General features: G+C 40.7%; 20 protein-coding genes, 1 tRNA gene and 1 other annotated feature. Of the genes, 8 read left to right on the top strand and 13 right to left on the bottom strand.

Annotated features, from left to right (window positions below; genetic code table 11):
- Positions 1-11 precede the first annotated feature (11 nt).
- Positions 12-686 (bottom strand): DUF4956 domain-containing protein, encoded by a 675-nt coding sequence (locus tag FE005_RS06160; protein WP_003128549.1) that lies wholly within the window; start codon positions 684-686, stop codon positions 12-14.
- On the bottom strand, positions 676-1,398 hold the full coding sequence (locus FE005_RS06155; protein ID WP_103300318.1) for a polyphosphate polymerase domain-containing protein: 723 nt from the start codon (positions 1,396-1,398) through the stop codon (positions 676-678). Before FE005_RS06155 ends, FE005_RS06160 begins: the two co-directional genes overlap by 11 nt.
- 132 nt (positions 1,399-1,530) lie before the next feature.
- On the opposite strand from FE005_RS06155, the gene FE005_RS06150 reads away from it, so the two are divergent.
- From FE005_RS06150 to FE005_RS06140, 3 genes are read left to right on the top strand one after another with little or no spacing between them, the layout of a single operon-like run.
- Positions 1,531-2,205, top strand: coding sequence for a response regulator transcription factor (locus tag FE005_RS06150; RefSeq protein WP_003128546.1), 675 nt, complete (start codon positions 1,531-1,533; stop codon positions 2,203-2,205).
- A 3-nt stretch (positions 2,206-2,208) separates the two neighbouring features.
- Positions 2,209-3,519, top strand: coding sequence for a cell wall metabolism sensor histidine kinase WalK (locus FE005_RS06145; RefSeq protein ID WP_081131404.1), 1,311 nt, complete (start codon positions 2,209-2,211; stop codon positions 3,517-3,519).
- A gap of 2 nt (positions 3,520-3,521) precedes the next feature.
- Entirely contained in the window at positions 3,522-3,992 is a 471-nt protein-coding gene (locus tag FE005_RS06140; protein ID WP_138371468.1) for a GNAT family N-acetyltransferase, read from the top strand.
- A gap of 270 nt (positions 3,993-4,262) precedes the next feature.
- Here the strand turns inward: FE005_RS06140 and udk are convergent, their stop codons facing one another.
- The 3 genes from udk to FE005_RS06125 form a co-directional block, all read right to left on the bottom strand.
- Positions 4,263-4,892: a uridine kinase gene (gene udk / locus FE005_RS06135; protein ID WP_003128539.1), complete on the bottom strand. Its 630-nt coding sequence runs from the start codon at positions 4,890-4,892 to the stop codon at positions 4,263-4,265.
- Positions 4,893-4,975: 83 nt separating this feature from the next.
- A complete protein-coding gene (locus tag FE005_RS06130; RefSeq protein ID WP_138371467.1) occupies positions 4,976-5,659 on the bottom strand; it encodes a YjjG family noncanonical pyrimidine nucleotidase in 684 nt (227 codons plus the stop codon).
- Positions 5,660-5,672: 13 nt separating this feature from the next.
- Complete coding sequence (locus FE005_RS06125; RefSeq protein WP_138371466.1) at positions 5,673-6,386, bottom strand: pseudouridine synthase; 714 nt, start codon at positions 6,384-6,386, stop codon at positions 5,673-5,675.
- Between the two features lie 300 nt (positions 6,387-6,686).
- Here FE005_RS06125 and FE005_RS06120 point away from each other — a divergent pair, with 300 nt between their 5' ends.
- The 4 genes from FE005_RS06120 to FE005_RS06105 all read left to right on the top strand — a co-directional run bounded on the left by FE005_RS06120 (position 6,687) and on the right by FE005_RS06105 (position 9,154).
- Positions 6,687-7,301, top strand: coding sequence for a 50S ribosomal protein L25/general stress protein Ctc (locus tag FE005_RS06120; RefSeq protein WP_003128535.1), 615 nt, complete (start codon positions 6,687-6,689; stop codon positions 7,299-7,301).
- 119 nt (positions 7,302-7,420) lie between these two features.
- Positions 7,421-7,738, top strand: a complete 318-nt coding sequence (locus FE005_RS06115; RefSeq protein ID WP_003128534.1) for a DUF960 domain-containing protein — start codon at positions 7,421-7,423, stop codon at positions 7,736-7,738.
- Between the two features lie 409 nt (positions 7,739-8,147).
- On the top strand, positions 8,148-8,405 hold the full coding sequence (locus FE005_RS06110) for a hypothetical protein (protein WP_156233682.1): 258 nt from the start codon (positions 8,148-8,150) through the stop codon (positions 8,403-8,405).
- Positions 8,390-9,154 (top strand): helix-turn-helix domain-containing protein, encoded by a 765-nt coding sequence (locus FE005_RS06105; protein WP_081131410.1) that lies wholly within the window; start codon positions 8,390-8,392, stop codon positions 9,152-9,154. Before FE005_RS06110 ends, FE005_RS06105 begins: the two co-directional genes overlap by 16 nt.
- A 182-nt stretch (positions 9,155-9,336) precedes the next feature.
- Here the strand turns inward: FE005_RS06105 and FE005_RS06100 are convergent, their stop codons facing one another.
- The 7 genes from FE005_RS06100 to FE005_RS06070 form a co-directional block, all read right to left on the bottom strand.
- Positions 9,337-10,188, bottom strand: coding sequence for a MetQ/NlpA family ABC transporter substrate-binding protein (locus tag FE005_RS06100; RefSeq protein ID WP_003128530.1), 852 nt, complete (start codon positions 10,186-10,188; stop codon positions 9,337-9,339).
- Positions 10,189-10,235: 47 nt separating this feature from the next.
- Positions 10,236-10,922, bottom strand: a complete 687-nt coding sequence (locus FE005_RS06095; protein WP_003128528.1) for a methionine ABC transporter permease — start codon at positions 10,920-10,922, stop codon at positions 10,236-10,238.
- Entirely contained in the window at positions 10,915-11,949 is a 1,035-nt protein-coding gene (locus FE005_RS06090; RefSeq protein ID WP_060813125.1) for a methionine ABC transporter ATP-binding protein, read from the bottom strand. The genes FE005_RS06095 and FE005_RS06090 overlap by 8 nt, the downstream gene beginning before the upstream one ends.
- Before the next feature lie 75 nt (positions 11,950-12,024).
- Positions 12,025-12,276 (bottom strand) — a binding site (T-box leader).
- A 72-nt stretch (positions 12,277-12,348) separates the two neighbouring features.
- Positions 12,349-12,687, bottom strand: coding sequence for a glycine cleavage system protein H (locus FE005_RS06085; protein WP_003128526.1), 339 nt, complete (start codon positions 12,685-12,687; stop codon positions 12,349-12,351).
- Positions 12,669-13,046, bottom strand: a complete 378-nt coding sequence (locus tag FE005_RS06080) for an arsenate reductase family protein (protein WP_003128525.1) — start codon at positions 13,044-13,046, stop codon at positions 12,669-12,671. The genes FE005_RS06085 and FE005_RS06080 overlap by 19 nt, the downstream gene beginning before the upstream one ends.
- A gap of 10 nt (positions 13,047-13,056) precedes the next feature.
- Positions 13,057-14,238 carry an FtsW/RodA/SpoVE family cell cycle protein gene (locus FE005_RS06075; protein WP_005472807.1) on the bottom strand — a complete coding sequence of 394 codons (1,182 nt, stop codon included), beginning with the start codon at positions 14,236-14,238 and terminating at the stop codon, positions 13,057-13,059.
- A 157-nt stretch (positions 14,239-14,395) separates the two neighbouring features.
- Positions 14,396-14,468, bottom strand: a tRNA-Thr gene (locus FE005_RS06070).
- Positions 14,469-14,594: 126 nt separating this feature from the next.
- Here FE005_RS06070 and FE005_RS06065 point away from each other — a divergent pair.
- The gene (locus FE005_RS06065; RefSeq protein ID WP_003128523.1) at positions 14,595-14,831 is read left to right on the top strand and encodes a hypothetical protein; all 237 of its coding nucleotides are present in this window, start codon (positions 14,595-14,597) and stop codon (positions 14,829-14,831) included.
- A gap of 200 nt (positions 14,832-15,031) precedes the next feature.
- Here the strand turns inward: FE005_RS06065 and upp are convergent, their stop codons facing one another.
- Positions 15,032-15,661 (bottom strand): uracil phosphoribosyltransferase, encoded by a 630-nt coding sequence (gene upp, locus FE005_RS06060; protein WP_005472811.1) that lies wholly within the window; start codon positions 15,659-15,661, stop codon positions 15,032-15,034.
- Positions 15,662-15,679 lie beyond the last annotated feature (18 nt).

Below are 15,679 nucleotides of genomic sequence, written 5' to 3'. Positions count from 1 at the left end.
GGTCTTCCTCCTTATAATTCATCACGATTAGCCGCAACTTTACCGAGTACAACAGGTAAATTGCCATTACGCGTCCGTACATCATCGATCAAAGCCTTTTCTTGTGTTTGATCCTTCAATACTAAGTGATAGCGTAACTCGTAGAGACTACCCATGGTTGTTGTGCGTACCGAATCCAACTTGGCTGTATGAGTAAATTTCTCAAAAATGTCATCAAACAGTTGGGGATAATCTAAGTCTTCTGGAATAGTTATTTTCAATTCCCGTTCGCTCGTCTTACGTCGTTCGCCAAAGGGTACGGTATACAGCATCAATAAAAAGGCAGCTACCACGAATGAAAAAACCACCACATAACCGACATAACCCATACCGGTGGCTAAGCCGATCCCCATGGACCAAAACACACTGGTGATTTCGCGAGAACCTCCTGGAACGGAACGGAAGCGGATCAAGCTGAATGCGCCCAAAATCGCTACCCCAGTTCCTAAATTCCCATTGACCAGCATAATCACTGATTGTACTAGAACCGGCAGTACTGCCAACGTAATGACAAAATTTTTTGTATAAACATTCTTTACCATATGCACTCCGGCAACTAAGAGACCCAGAATCAGTGAGGCACTAATACAAATAATCAAGCCATCCCATTCAAGAGTAGCGGTATCACTTAACAAACTAGATAACATTCTGAATATCCTCCTTTTTAAACAAATGACGTTGGTAGGTTTGAGCATACTTGGAAAAACTAGCTTTGCGCACACCATACTGATTCAATTGTTCAACAAACCAAAGGGGATAGGCCCCCATTGCTTTGACTTCCATCAACACACCAATCTCTGGCGCTATCAATTGTCCATAACTCCCTTCAGACAATGTCAGATTGTTTTCCCGATAACGAATGTTTTGATCAAAGGTCACTCTAAATTCACTGTCTTCTGATGCAAAAAGCGAAAGGCGGTCATAGGCAATCAAAACGCGCGGACTTAAGTCATGGTTTTGTTTAAATAGCCAACGAATTTCGGCGGCAATTTGAAGTGGTTGAATAGTGGTAGGAAATTCCCCGCTTCGTATCCATGATTGATAATCTGAATAGCTTAGAGGAACACGCCGCTTATATACAATGCCATTGACTTTCTTCTTGATTTCTAGGAACACCAAACTGTCCTGAGATGGAACACCATAACTCCGGATGCGAAATTTCTCTTTATACTTTGGCTTATCCATCGAATGACGGATGAAACGAAAATCATCCGTGTCATAGTAAAGAGATAGAATCGTGTGTTGGCCATATTCATCAATCTTCATCCTCTGCTGCAACGCACCCAGAAACGGCTGAAACTGCTCAGACGATAAAAGATACTTGGTTTCTTTTCGTTGAAATACCTTTTTTAATTTCATGGTATTTTCCTCCTTTGATTGCTATAGTCCCTATTTAAGACGCTGAAACTTAAAGACAGCTTAAGCAAAAATCACTTTTTTAAGTTTTTTTTATGTTACTCATGCTATGCTTATAATGAAAGAGGTGACAGAATGATCAAGTTATTACTGATCGAAGACGACAGAACGTTATCAGAAAATATTAAAGAAATCGTTGCAGAAATTGGTGAAATCAGCCAAGCTTTTGATGGGAGTGAAGGTCTGTATGAAGCCCAAAGTGGGATTTATGATTTGATCATTCTAGATTTGATGCTTCCAGAAATGAATGGCTATGAAGTATTGGCAAAATTACGACAGCACACTGTTCAGACACCAGTCTTGATCTTAACCGCCAAAGATGGATTAGAAGATAAGGTCGCTGGCTTTCAAAAAGGCGCCGATGACTATTTGACAAAACCTTTTTATCGGGAAGAATTATTGATGCGTTGCAAAGCCTTGTTAAAACGTTCATTGGGTTTATTTAATGAAAACCAAGTGGTCTATAAAGGATTGACCTGCAATCTCTCTACTAATGAGGTAACGATTGACGAAAAGCTATTACCTATCCAAGGAAAAGAATTTGCATTACTCGTTTATTTTTTGCAAAACCGAGGCATTATTTTGACGAAAGAGCAAATTTTTGACCGTATTTGGGGATTTGATTCAGAAACAACGATCACAGTAGTCGAGGTCTACATCAGCAATTTACGCAAACATCTTCGGGATACTGGTATTGATAAAGAGATCCGGACACTGCGCAATGTAGGCTATATTATGCAAGGAGATTAGCGAATGAACAAAGAACTCTCCAAGAAACAGCGACTTAAATTGTTCTTGATCAATATCAGCGCTTTTGCATTGATCTTTACATTGCTCGGAATCATTGTACTAGAATTATTTGATCAATCTGCATATCAAGAAACCGATATTGCCCTTGAACAAGCCGTCCAAGATACACGTCTGGTCCAAGCAGAGATCAACAACGCCAATCAAAACGAAGCCATTGCCTTACTGCCAAATACAGCAATGCCAAAGATTCCTGGAACCAATCGTTTCAACACCCAATTTATTCTTTGGTCAGAAGACGGTACGATAGTAAACAAACAATCATTAGGCGGACGTTTCTCTCAGCTAGCTTCACTCAAATTAGATACGGAACATTTAAATACGATTCAATCACTGACCGTAAGCGATCAAAATGAAGCGGAGACTTTGCTGTTTCACTCGATCACGGTTGCCGCGCCTACGAACCAATCAGGGGTAGCCTATGTTCAAGTGTTGGCCAATACCAACCAAATCAATAATGCAATGAACAACTTTCAAACAATTTTGATTTTATCGATGATTTTCTTTTGGATCTTGTCAATCGGTATCAGCTACTACCTTTCTTCATTGACAATGCGGCCGATCCTCGCTTCGTGGAAAAAACAGCAAGAATTTGTCGAAAATGCTTCTCATGAATTACGGACGCCTTTGACGATTATCCAAAACAGTTTAGAGCGCACCTTCACTAAGCCCAATCATACGATCATTGAGGAATCAGAAAGTATTGCTCAAGCATTAGCAGAGACCCGGAGGTTGACTGGATTGACAGCGGATTTATTGACGATTGCCCGCAGCGATTCCAACCAGCAGATGTTAGCCAAAGAAACCATTGCCATCGCTCCTTTCATTCAAGAACTGGCAAAACCGTTTCAAGAGATTGCCAAAATGAATAATAAACAATTTGTCTTGGAAAACCTAGCTACGACAACTGCTGTCTTCGACCCAAAAAAAATACATCAAGTATTAGTAATTTTATTGGATAATGCCCTGAAATATACAAGTCAAGGAGATAAGATCACACTGCTGTCAGAAATTTCCAACAAGTATTGGCTGCTCGAAGTTAGAAACACAGGTCCATCTATTAGCGATGAAGACAAGAAACATATTTTTGAACGCTTTTATCGGGAAGATCGCTCCCGTTCAAAAGAAACCGGCGGCTATGGTCTCGGTTTGGCCATCGCCAAACAAATCGTGGAGGAACACAAAGGGCAAATCAGTGTACGTGATCTACAACCTAAAGGCGTTATTTTTCAAATCCGTTTGCCAAAGGAGGGATAAAAATGAAAGTCATTCATTTAAGAGAACATCCTGAATATTTACAGGAAGCGATCGCTTATTTTCAATCAAAATGGGCGAGTCCCGCATCCATGAAAGTGTATGAAGATAGCTTGACCCACAGTTTTGCAGATACCGATCTACCGCAATGGTTCCTACTCGTGGATAACCAAGCCGCTGCTGTCCTCTCGATCATTGGCTGTGGTGGACTGATCACGAATGATTTTATCAGCCGAATGGATTTGATGCCTTGGCTGTGCGCCCTCTATGTCGATCCTCACTATCGCAGACAAGGTGGTGCTCGGCTTTTGATCGAAACTATCAAGCAATCTGCCGCTACTGCTGGTTTCTCGACCCTTTATTTATGTACAGATCTTGTTTCGTTTTATGAAAAATTTGGTTTTGAGCTGATGGGTACAGGCTATCATCCTTGGGGAGAAGAATCGATGATCTATCGCTATCCCCTACAGAAATAGACAAAAAAACAGCCTTGAACACGAATGTTCAAAGCTGTTTTTTATTCACAGTACTATTACTAGTAGAATACCCTATCTCCACAAAAGGAATATTCCGACACCCTGCATCCGGCAGGTGGATCGCTCCTTGTGCCTCTGTTATCAATCTGGTCAGTCAAAGCTAGACCATCTCGACTCGTCGCATGAGGTATACTTTACCATAATTGATAAAGAAAAACTACTGCTTTATCAAAAAAATTCTTTAATAAGTGTTTTCGAAAGAAAAGATGCTCAGCTTTCGGTTAAGAATGTTGCAACTTTCGTTGTGATCAAATCAATCGCTACGTGGTTCTCGCCGCCTTCTGGAACGATGACATCTGCATAGCGCTTCGTAGGTTCGATAAATTGATGATACATAGGCTTGACTACTGTCAAATATTGTTCAATAACGGAATCCAGCGTTCGTCCGCGTTCTTCCATATCTCGTTTGATCCGACGAATGATTCGAATATCATCATCCGTATCTACATACAGTTTGATATCCATCAAGTCTCGCAAACGTTCGTCTTCCAAAATCAAGATTCCTTCAAGGATGATCACTTCTTTTGGTTCCTGAATGATCGTTGCTTCACTGCGAGTATGTGCCACATAATCATAGACCGGTTTTTCGATCGTTTCGTAGGCAAGGAGTTTCTGCAGATGTTCGATCAATAGATCGGTATCAAAGGCAAACGGATGATCATAGTTTGTGTTCAACCGTTCTTCAAAGCTCAAGTTGCTTTGATCTTTATAATAAGAGTCTTGTTCAAGCATCATAATGGAATGATTGGGAAAGTGATTGAAAATCGCTCGGCTCACACTTGTTTTTCCACTACCAGAACCACCAGTCACACCAATAATAATGGGCTTGCCATTCGTCATTCAATTAACCTCTTTCGTCTCTAAAATTTACACTGTTTCTATTATAGCGAAATTCTGAAAAATTACTATTCATTTCTAAGAAATCAGTCTTTTAATAACGATGGCAATTGATCCAACGACTGGATCTCATAGGTTGGGAGAACTGTTGAAGCCGCTTTTTTGTTAGGATTCAGCCAGATTGTATCGATCCCTGACAAATGTCCGCCCAAAATATCTGAAGACAATGAGTCACCAATAATGACTGTTTTTTGTTGTTCAAAATTAGGAATCCGGTCAAAAACATAGGTGAAGAATTCTTTCATTGGTTTTTGATAACCTGTATCTTCTGATACAAATATATCTCGAAAATAAGGCATCAACTTAGCATCTGACAAACGGCGGTATTGGGTTTTAGAGACACCATTAGTCACAACATATAAATCAAACTTGTCAGCCAATTCGGCCAACACTAGCTGACTATTGCCTAATAATTTATGCCCTTGATCCAAGTAAGAACGATAGTTTTTTTCCATCGCTTCACTGTCGACGATTCGCCCATACTTTTTAAAAAATAAGCCAAATCGTTCATTGACTACTTGGTCTCTAGACAGCTTCCCTTGTTCAAATTGTTGCCACAGTCCGTGATTGACCGCTTGATAAGTCTGTTTCATTTCGAGATCCATCGTCAGACCTTGTTCCGCAAAAAGAGCTGTCAGCGCTTCATGTTCAGTATCTTGGAAATCAAGAATCGTATCATCGACATCAAATAACAGTGTTTTATAAGTCATAGTCTCCTCTTTCTCAGCGAAAATAATTCGCTAGGCTTTCTAATTCAAATTGGGTGAGATTCCGGTATTCTCCGGACAATAGATCCCCTAGTTCCAAAGGACCAATTGCAACTCTTTTTAGGGCAATCACTTTTTTCCCTCTTGCTAAAAACATCTTCTTCACTTGATGGAACTTCCCTTCAGCAATCTCTAGATGAACAAAGGACCGCCTACCTGAAGTCATCTCTATGGTCAATTTGGCAGGCTGGCAAACGACACCTCCATGAAAAACGATGCCTTGAGCAAAAGCAGCCACATCTTCCGCTGTTACCGGACCATTGACAATAACATCGTATCGTTTCGGCACTTTCTTGTTTGGGTGCAATAATTCATAGCCTAACTGCCCATTCGTCGTCAACAACACCAATCCTTCTGTATCGCGATCCAAACGTCCCACTGCATAAAGTGTCGCCTGTCGGTCTTCTGGCTGTAAAAGATCAATGACTGTGGGGTGCTGGTGATCTTTATTTGCTGTCACCACCCCCGCTGGCTTATTGAGTAAGTAATACACATCTCTTGTTTGCAGCAGTACCCCAGCAACCTTGATTTCATGCAATCGACTGTCGACATTTCGAGATGGGTTCCGTTCGATTTGCTGATCCACCAAGACTTTCCCTTGTTGAAAAAGACGTTTCATTTCTTTGCGAGAGGTCGCTAACCGCTCTTCTATCAGTTTGTCTAAACGCATTGTTTTCTCTCCATCTTGGCTATTATAGCTCAGATTTAATTGCTTGCAAATCCTCGACTCATCATTTCATTTGACTTTCTTCGACTTTCCACGTAAGGTTAAAGAGTAAAGTAAATAAAGTTTCTCATACACAGCGTTACGACCTGGTGGAGAAAAGTTGAACCAAAACTTTCTGGGGCAGTTGTGTAAACAACTGCCCTTTTGCGTGTTTTTACTCACGTACCACTTAATGTGCAGAGTTAACAAAATTTGCTTAAAAACATCCCGTTTTTTTCGGGAAATTTTAGGAGGAATTGAGTTATGTCAGTATCATTAGAAGTTACGAAAAGAGAAGTTCGCCCCCGTTCATTACGGAACAAATTGCGTCACGAAGGAAAAGTACCTGCTATCGTGAATGGTTATCAAGTAGACAGTACTCCGATTGCAGTCAATGCAGCGGAATTAGAAAGACTGCTACGTGAAAATGGTTTGAATACCGTAATCACTATGAACTTAGAAGGCAAGAAAGTAAATACACTGATCAAAGAATTTCAATCAGACACGTTCACTCGTGCATTGACCCATGTTGAATTCATCTCAGTCGATATGAATGAAGAAACTGAGGTAGAAGCTGAATTGACCTTAGTTGGTGATGCAGCAGGCGTGAAAGCCGGCGGCGTATTGACACAAAACTTATACAGTGTCGTTGTATCCGCAACACCAGATAAATTACCTGAACGTATTGAAGTTGATGTCACTGGACTTGAAATTGGTGACGCGTTGACTGTAGGCGATTTAGAGAAAAATGATGATTATACGATCGTCACAGAAGCCGAAGAACAAATCGTTGCTGTTGCTGAAGCACAAGAACTTTCAGAAGATGACGAAAACGGTGAAGCAGCAGAACCAGCTGTTATTGGTGAAGATCAAGAATAATTTTTGCTACAAGTAAAGAATAAGACCATTCCTTGGGGAGTGGTCTTATTTTAAACAAGTTGATTCTATCTTTCGATTGCCGACCCACGACCGACTTTATCCTCAAGGAGGGAACAACCATGTTTGAACCATTTGACAGTAGCCGCAGCCGCTATGCTTCTGGCGGTATCGTCCAAACCATGCCGGGAGAATTGATCGATAGTTTATGGCTGATCATTGACTTGGATCTGAAAGGCGTTATTCCGTTAGAAAATCTATTAACTTTTCACGTAAAAAATAATGACGGCCGTGTTAGTATTCATTTTTCACAAGATGATCGCCGTGCTGGGATGTGTATCGATCTGCCGATTGCTTACAATGAGTATTTGCCTCAAACCGTTTATGCCTATGATGATGGTCAGCGCCAAACCATTTTATTGCCTAGTGAAGCAAGCTGATCTTCTATAGTTTATTTCTCTGCATTACGTACCAAATCTCCAGCGAGGGAGGGATAGCTAGACACTTTCTGCTAGGCTTAAGGTATTCTTAGCCTAGTAGTTTATTAGTGTTGCCCTGCTATTTTTCAGCTATTCAGTTGTGCGGTTCTTTTGAGTCTGCTTTTAAGCGACACTGCTTGCAGGATCACCCAATTTCCCCTTCCATCATTCCCTACTATGAATCCAGAATCCCTGTTTTTTTCCTTATTTTCTTCGTTTTTTTCTCTTTTAAGCTGATTAGCTCCACATCTGTCTCTTTGTAGTGAAAATTATTTATTAAACTTTGATGATTATTCTTTTCTAAAAAAACCAAGAAACTAGTTATCCACTATAATAAATGTAATCTCATCCGAAAGAGGTGATTCACAACTTGGAGGATTTTCTCGAGAAAGAAGTGTTGCGCATGTTGCGTCTGATCCGTAGTCTTTTCAAAGAAAGTCCGCTCCCCCTCCAACAAGCAGCCCTGCAACAAGGGATCTCCGTCAAGACTATTAGACGGATGATCGCCAGCGAGTTAGGTATCAAGTTGCCAATCAAATTTTTGATTAAAAAAGGCCAACTTGATTATTTACAGACGGAAGCAATGTCGGTTACTGAGTTACAAAAAAAGTCATCGCTTCTCTTGTAAAAAAGAGCAGTAACTACCGTATTCTTAACACCCAGCTGGAAGAACCTTCGTTGACTTATCCATTATTATGCAGAAAATGCCACCTGAGCCCTTCCAGTGTCAATCGACGTTTCACTGCTCTATCATCCTCTTTGGCAGCGTATCACTTATCTCTGAATCGCAAGCATTTTCCACTTTTACAAGGGAACGAAATACAAATCCGTTTTTTCCATTATCAATTGTTGCGCTGGATGCGTCCACACTTGATAAAAAGTTCCAGTGAGGCCTTCTTTTGTATCAAAACAATCCATGAAAAAAGAAAAGCGGTTTATCCGCTGGAAAATGGGATCGCATTAGCTACAGTTTTTCCAAAAAACTTTGTCCCTGCCTTTTATTTGCGCCATGAACGCAACTATCTTTTCTTATGGAAACAATTACTTGGACTTGAAGCCTTCTATTTATCTGAAGAAGATACCTACTTGCTGAACCAAATATTTGCTGCAGAACTGCTCAAAGAACGTCTGGGAAGTGACTCCTTTCAAATCTGTCTTGTCAAAATCACTCAAATCCACTTGCTCTGTGCTTTATTGGAAGGCAATCTGATCTTGTTTAAAGGGAGTGGATCACTTTCACCTGATACCCTCACACTCATTCGTCTGTTTCTTAGCCAGCTCCCCCACTACGATCAATTATTAAAAAAGCACCCTGAATTGCCGCTGCTGTATGAAATGATTTGGCATAACCGTTCTGTTTTGCTAGATTGGAATTAAAAAAGAGCAGTGACAAAAGTATGAAACAAACCACCTAACCGAAACGTAAAGAGATTACTCCTGCGATTCAGGAGGTCTTCGACGCAAGATTGCGAGGAAGGTCAAATCTCTTTATCATTTAGTAAGTTTCGTCTGTTTTTAACTTAGGTCACTGCTCTGTTTGTACTGCTTAATGAAGGAAACTATTTAGCGTCCGCATCAACGATTTTCACAGAACCTTGCCATTGTTTTTCGACAAAGTCTTTGATTTCGTCAGAGTGAAGCACTTCAACCAATTTTTTGATTTTATCGCTGCTTTCGTCGCCACTGCGTACGGCAATCACATTGACGTATGGTGAATTATCCGCTTCTAATAAAACAGAATCATCTGCTGGATTCAAGTCGATCCCAAAAGCAAAGTTCGCATTGATGGCCACTAGGTCTGCTTCATCATTTTGGTAAGCCGTTGCCAATAATGAAGGATCAATATCATGCTTGAATTCTAATTTCTTTGGATTTTCAGCAATATCATCAAATGTTGCTGTTTCAGCATCGACACCATCTTTCAACTTAATCACACCAGCATCTTGTAAAATCGTTAAGATACGGCCCCAATCGGATTCCGAATTTGAAGTAATCACGGTTGCACCTTCAGCTAATTCAGAAATGTCAGAGATCCGTTTTGAATACAACCCCATCGGTTCGATATGAACCGCTCCTGCATTAACAAAGTCATAGCCATTATCGGCAATTTGCTTGTTCAAGTAAGGGATATGTTGGAAATAGTTGGCATCGATATCGCCATTTTCTAAAGCTTTGTTTGGCAAGATGTAATCATCGAAGGTTTTGATTTCTAAATCGATTCCTTCTTTTTCCAACAATGGTTTTGCTTGTTCTAAAATTTCTGCATGGGGTGTGACAGATGCTCCCACCACCAATTTCGTGTTTTCTCCACTAGCTGATGTTGAATCGGCGCTGTTATTTGAACCTGTACCGCAGGCTGCTAAAGCGACTGTTAACAATACTGTTGTTGCAAAACCAAAAATCTTTTTCATTTTTATTCCTCCCAATTTTCTGTTTGATGTTTTTCTTTTTCAGCCAATCAGCGTTTGTCTGTTGCTTTTGTCAAAAAGTCGCCGATTGCTTGTAAGATAAAGACAATAATTAAAATAATCACTGTTGCTACAAGCGTCACAGTGTAATTTCCCCGTTGAAAGCCTTCTTGCCAAGCCAATGAACCAAGGCCTCCGGCACCGATCGCCCCTGCCATAGCTGTGTAACCGATCATTGAAATGGTGGTGACAGTGATGCCCGAAATCAATGCTGGGACACTCTCAGGAATGATAATCTTATAAATAATCTCCCAGTAACTTGCCCCCATCGCCTCGGCAGCTTCAATCACACCTGGACTTACTTCTCGAAAGGCAATCTCTACTAACCGTGCATAAAAAGGAGCTGCTGATAGAACCAATGCTGGAATCGCAGCTTTTGCCCCTAAGAAGGATCCTACCAATAGTGTCGTAAACGGTATAATCAAAACCATCAAGATCATAAACGGAGTTGAACGAAACACGTTACTGATAATCGAAACTAAGGTATAGGCAAAGCGTGATCCAAATGTTTGCTTGCGACCTAATGAATAAAGAGCCAATCCTAGTATTAGTCCAATCACAATGACTAGTACCATAGAGAAGAATGTCATAAATAACGTATCGATCGTCGCTTGTTGCATGTTTGCCCAATCGATTTTTTCAAAATCAAAATAGGTTTCTGAAAATGATTTACCCACGCTCGATCACCTCCACGCCTACTTGTTCTTGCGCAAAAAAGCGCAATGCTTTATCGATTTCTGGTGTTTCACCGGTCAATAGAACGGTTAATGCGCCAAAAGAGCCTTCATTTGTTTGCTGAATCTTGCCATAAACAACATTGACATCAATCAGATACTTTCGGATCGCTTGCGAAATGATTGGTTCATTCGCATTGTCTTCCGTAAAGGTCAATGTCACTAAGCGGCCATGGGGATTTTCTCTTAAAAAGGCTTGACGCAATTCCTCGGGATCTTCTTCTGGCTCCAAATCTTGCTGCACAAAGCGCTTAGTCACAGCTTGTTGCGGATGACGAAACACCGAGTGCACGGAACCTTCTTCAACGATTTTGCCTAATTCCATTACAGCTACTTTATTGCAGATTTTGCGAATCACGTTCATCTCATGGGTGATCAGCACAATCGTCAAATTCAGTTTTTTGTTGATGGACAGCAGTAAATCCAGAACTTCTTCGGTTGTTTGAGGGTCAAGTGCACTGGTTGCTTCGTCGCATAGCAAGATTTCTGGCTCATTTGCTAACGCACGGGCAATTCCTACCCGTTGTTTTTGGCCACCTGACAATTGGGAAGGGTAAGCTTTTTCGCGTCCTTCTAACCCGACAAGTTTTACCAGTTCTTGTGCCCGCTCGCGGCGTTTGATTTTGGGGATCCCTGCCAATTCTAATGGTAATTCGATATTTTCCAATACTGTTCGTGACCACAAGAGGTTAAAGTGTTGAAAAATCATTCCAATTTTTTTACGAAAATCTCGTAATTCTTTGTTCTTCAAGGCTAAAATATTTTGACCATTGATCACTACATCACCAGCTGAAGGAAGTTCTAATCCATTCAATAGACGAACCAATGTACTTTTGCCGGCACCTGAATAACCAACGATGCCATAAATATCGCCTTTTTCCACTTGCAGAGAAACATCATTGACGGCATGGACTGCGCCACTTTTACCGTCAAAGGATTTCTTTACGTGGGTCAATTCGATTAATGCCATAAATTTCCCATCTTTCTTTATTCATTCACTAGTTAAACACAAAAAAAGCTTTCATCCTTTGTACATTATACTGTTACAAAGGACGAAAGCACAACTTCCGTGTTACCACCTTGATTTACTGTCGACTCGCATCAACAGCCTCTTCCAGTACTTGAATTTCTTCGCATACTGTTGCACAGTAACGGGTGCATCCCGTGATAGGCTTGTCCTTAGACTCACCCATCCTGCTCAAAGACCATCTTCCATCTTCTCTTCGTTGCCCATTTACACCAAACAGGGCTCTCTGTGTACGTCAAGAACATGTACTCTTCTTTTCAAAGCATTCATTTATTGAGCAAATTATAGCAACGTCTCAATCTGCTGTCAATTCTTTTTGTAAATCAGTGGTTGGATCTTGTTTTATAATTCGTCAAATTGACTTGGATCAACATCTTTAAAGCTGACTAGCCAAGCGTTCATTTCATCGCTGTCGTTTAAGATATCAACGTTTTGATCGATTTTTTCATTTACAGAAGAAATCACGCCTGTTAATGGGCTTGGAAATTCACTGACAGCTTTTTCTGCTTCCAACTCCACTAGCGTATCTCCTTGTTTCAAGGCTGTACCAACTTTTTTCAAAGAAGCAAAAGACACAGCACCTAATTCTTCTTGTGCTTCTTTTGTCAAACCAACACAGTATTCTTTGCCATTGAACAGTACCCACAAATTATCTTTTTTTCTCAAGCATTTCTTTTCCATGATTCTAACAAGACTCCTTCATATTCTTTTTCTTTAAACCCATTGATCAAAAAGCGATCTTCACTAATCAACAACGGGCGTTTGATCAACATGCCGTCTGTGGCCAACAAAGTTGCGGCTTCTTCATTCGACAACGTTGGTACTTTCTCTTTCAAACCTAATTCACGATATTTCATTCCGCTTGTGTTAAAAAAGCGGCGAGCTGGCAAGCCGCTAGAGGTGATCCATTGTAACAATTGCGCCTTCGTAGGCACCTCTTTGATCATGTCAATGGCCTCATAGGGAATCCCATTTGCTTCTAGCCAAGCTTTCGCATTTTTACATGTACTGCATTTCGGATACCAGTAAAATGTGATCATAGCTATCTCCTTACAAGGTTTTTGGTGTACTCTCAGCCTGATAGCGCATCGATAAAATCAAGCCAATGCCGATCATGTTACTTAATAATGCCGATCCCCCTTGACTGATGAAGGGTAATGGAATACCTGTCAAAGGCAATAAGCCAATATTAGCACCGATATTTTCAAAGACATGGAACAAGATCATCATGATGATCCCGGTAGCAAGATAGGCATAAAATTCATTGTTTGTATCAAAACAAACCCGAATCATTCGGTAAATCAAAATGAAATATAATAAAATCACAAAGGCACTGCCGACAAACCCAAAGTTTTCTCCGATCACAGAGAAAATCATATCTGATTCACGAACTGGCACGTAGACATCACTCACATTGAACCCTTTACCGAACATCCCACCAGACCCAATAGCCATTAAAGCATAAGCTAGTTGGAAAGACTGGCCTTGAGTATCGTGAAACGGATCTAACCAAGAATCGATACGTGCAAACTGATATTCTTTAAAGCCGACATTATAGAGAAACTCTCGTCCCATATCTGTTGTAACTAAAAAGATGGTCCCGCCCCCTATCAAAACAAAAGCGGCGATAACTGGGATCACGATCTGCCAAGAAATCCCCGACATCAAAAAGATCCCACCAAAAATAGCTAAGAAAACTAACATCGTTCCAAAGTCTTTTTGCAGCATGACTAAAACTAGGACCGGAATGGTTACAGCTAACATTTTAGCGATCAATAAGCCATCCGTCTTTAAATCTCGATCTCGATGACGAACATTGTGATGGGTGACCACCAGCGCCAACATCATGATAAAGGCAATCTTCATCAATTCCGAAGGCTGGATCGTAAAGGAGCCAAAACGCAGCCAGTTTCGCGAGCCCGTAGAGTCGGCTAACCCTGCATCATAGAACTTCAAGAGACCCAGCATTACCAGCAATCCTGCTCCGTAAATATAGGGAGTCAACTTCCACAACCACTTGGATTTTATATGCATGATCACTATAATTGCGATAACTCCTAGTACATACCATAAAGCTTGAAATCCTAAGGTTTTTCCCACGGATGGATTCCTTGGATCATTCGTCAATGCGACATACAATGACGCAAACCCAATCAAGCACAATAAAAATACGGGTAATATCACACCGTAGTCAATTCGATTATCATTCTTTTTTATTCGTGTATTTTCCATGCCCACACTCTCTTCTGTAGAATCTTTATCCATTATAGTGATGTTTGCGCAGAAAAGAAAGGATTCCCCGTTCTCATTCAGAAAAAATTTAGAAACTTTAAAGTTTTCTCTAAAAAAATCATCTAAAAAAAGAAGCAGTCTAATTAGACTGCTTCAATGCCAGCTGCAGGATTCGAACCTGTGACCTACGCGTTACGAGTGCGTTGCTCTACCAACTGAGCTAAGCTGGCAACTAACACAAAGAAGATTATAAGAAAAAAACACAACTTTGTAAAGAGAAGTTTAGGGAAAAAATAGGATTACTGAAAATTTTCAAAAAATGTGGTATAATTTAACTATATCAAGGAGGTTTTTACATGGCAACATTTGGTAAGTTCGAAACAACCGTTGTCCCGTCAGCTGAAGGTGCAAATTTTGAGGTCGCTACTCCTGTCATGTTCACGATCCATGGAATAAAACAAACCGGTACAGTCACTAAGCAGCTTAAGAACTCTGCGGTTGTTGAATTGAATCAGACAGCGGAGAATCAAAAGCTTGTTACACAAAGTAATGGTGTATTGATCATTAATTATAAACAGTTAACGAAAATGTAGTTCGTTCAAAAGGAGACTGGGACAAGAGTGGTAATCTCCAAGAAATAAGGAGGAATACACGGAAATTGCTTTTCAAATGTTTGAGTAGTTTTTGAGTAGTTCGATTTATTTCCGAAGGAGTTGCTCCTGCTCCCAGCGTTTAGACGTGTTTAGAGCGTGGAACAAAAGTGTTTTTCACTTTTTGTTCCACGCTCTTTCTTTTATTTTGTTCCAAACAAACGGTCACCAGCATCGCCTAATCCAGGAACGATGTAGCCATGTTCATTCAAGCGGTCATCTAAGCTTGCTGTGTAGATATCCACATCAGGATGGGCATCCTGCAATGCTTTCACACCTTCTGGCGCAGCAACTAGGCAAACAAACTTCATGTTAGAAGCACCGCGTTTTTTCAACGCATCGATGGCCATGATCGCTGAACCACCAGTTGCTAACATTGGATCAACAATAAATAACTGACGAGTGTCGATGTCTTCAGGCAATTTAACGAAATACTCATGTGGTTCAAGGGTTTCTTCATCACGATACATACCAATGTGTCCTACTTTAGCCGCTGGGATCAACTCTAGAATACCGTCGACCATGCCTAGTCCGGCCCGTAGAATCGGTACGATTGCTACTTTTTTACCACTAAGTGTTTTTTGGGTCGATTCTTCGATCGGTGTTTCGATCACTACATCTTCGAGGGGCATATCCCGTGATACTTCATACGCCATCAACATGGCGATTTCATCGACAACTTCACGGAACACTTTCGTTCCACAGTTCTTGTCGCGGATCATTGTTAATTTGTGTTGAATCAAGGGGTGGTCAATTACTTGGAATTTACCCATTTTAAAAGTCTCCTTTGG

This window comes from Enterococcus sp. M190262, from assembly GCF_005843965.1.
GTDB classification, from domain to species: Bacteria; Bacillota; Bacilli; order Lactobacillales; family Enterococcaceae; genus Enterococcus_D; species Enterococcus_D gallinarum.
This window is presented reverse-complemented; position numbering and strand designations above follow the sequence as displayed.

Excerpts from the sequence above, each read along its gene's own strand:
- FE005_RS06160 (WP_003128549.1), bottom strand. The coding sequence starts at position 686 with ATGTTATCTAGTTTGTTAAGTGATACCGCTACTCTTGAATGGGATGGC.
- FE005_RS06075 (WP_005472807.1), bottom strand. The coding sequence starts at position 14,238 with ATGGAAAATACACGAATAAAAAAGAATGATAATCGAATTGACTACGGT.
- FE005_RS06090 (WP_060813125.1), bottom strand. The coding sequence starts at position 11,949 with ATGGCATTAATCGAATTGACCCACGTAAAGAAATCCTTTGACGGTAAA.
- upp (WP_005472811.1), bottom strand. The coding sequence starts at position 15,661 with ATGGGTAAATTCCAAGTAATTGACCACCCCTTGATTCAACACAAATTA.
- udk (WP_003128539.1), bottom strand. The coding sequence starts at position 4,892 with ATGACGAATGGCAAGCCCATTATTATTGGTGTGACTGGTGGTTCTGGT.
- FE005_RS06080 (WP_003128525.1), bottom strand. The coding sequence starts at position 13,046 with ATGATCACATTTTACTGGTATCCGAAATGCAGTACATGTAAAAATGCG.
- FE005_RS06065 (WP_003128523.1), top strand. The coding sequence starts at position 14,595 with ATGGCAACATTTGGTAAGTTCGAAACAACCGTTGTCCCGTCAGCTGAA.
- FE005_RS06150 (WP_003128546.1), top strand. The coding sequence starts at position 1,531 with ATGATCAAGTTATTACTGATCGAAGACGACAGAACGTTATCAGAAAAT.
- FE005_RS06120 (WP_003128535.1), top strand. The coding sequence starts at position 6,687 with ATGTCAGTATCATTAGAAGTTACGAAAAGAGAAGTTCGCCCCCGTTCA.
- FE005_RS06100 (WP_003128530.1), bottom strand. The coding sequence starts at position 10,188 with ATGAAAAAGATTTTTGGTTTTGCAACAACAGTATTGTTAACAGTCGCT.
- FE005_RS06155 (WP_103300318.1), bottom strand. The coding sequence starts at position 1,398 with ATGAAATTAAAAAAGGTATTTCAACGAAAAGAAACCAAGTATCTTTTA.
- FE005_RS06085 (WP_003128526.1), bottom strand. The coding sequence starts at position 12,687 with ATGGAAAAGAAATGCTTGAGAAAAAAAGATAATTTGTGGGTACTGTTC.
- FE005_RS06115 (WP_003128534.1), top strand. The coding sequence starts at position 7,421 with ATGTTTGAACCATTTGACAGTAGCCGCAGCCGCTATGCTTCTGGCGGT.
- FE005_RS06145 (WP_081131404.1), top strand. The coding sequence starts at position 2,209 with ATGAACAAAGAACTCTCCAAGAAACAGCGACTTAAATTGTTCTTGATC.
- FE005_RS06130 (WP_138371467.1), bottom strand. The coding sequence starts at position 5,659 with ATGACTTATAAAACACTGTTATTTGATGTCGATGATACGATTCTTGAT.
- FE005_RS06125 (WP_138371466.1), bottom strand. The coding sequence starts at position 6,386 with ATGCGTTTAGACAAACTGATAGAAGAGCGGTTAGCGACCTCTCGCAAA.
- FE005_RS06140 (WP_138371468.1), top strand. The coding sequence starts at position 3,522 with ATGAAAGTCATTCATTTAAGAGAACATCCTGAATATTTACAGGAAGCG.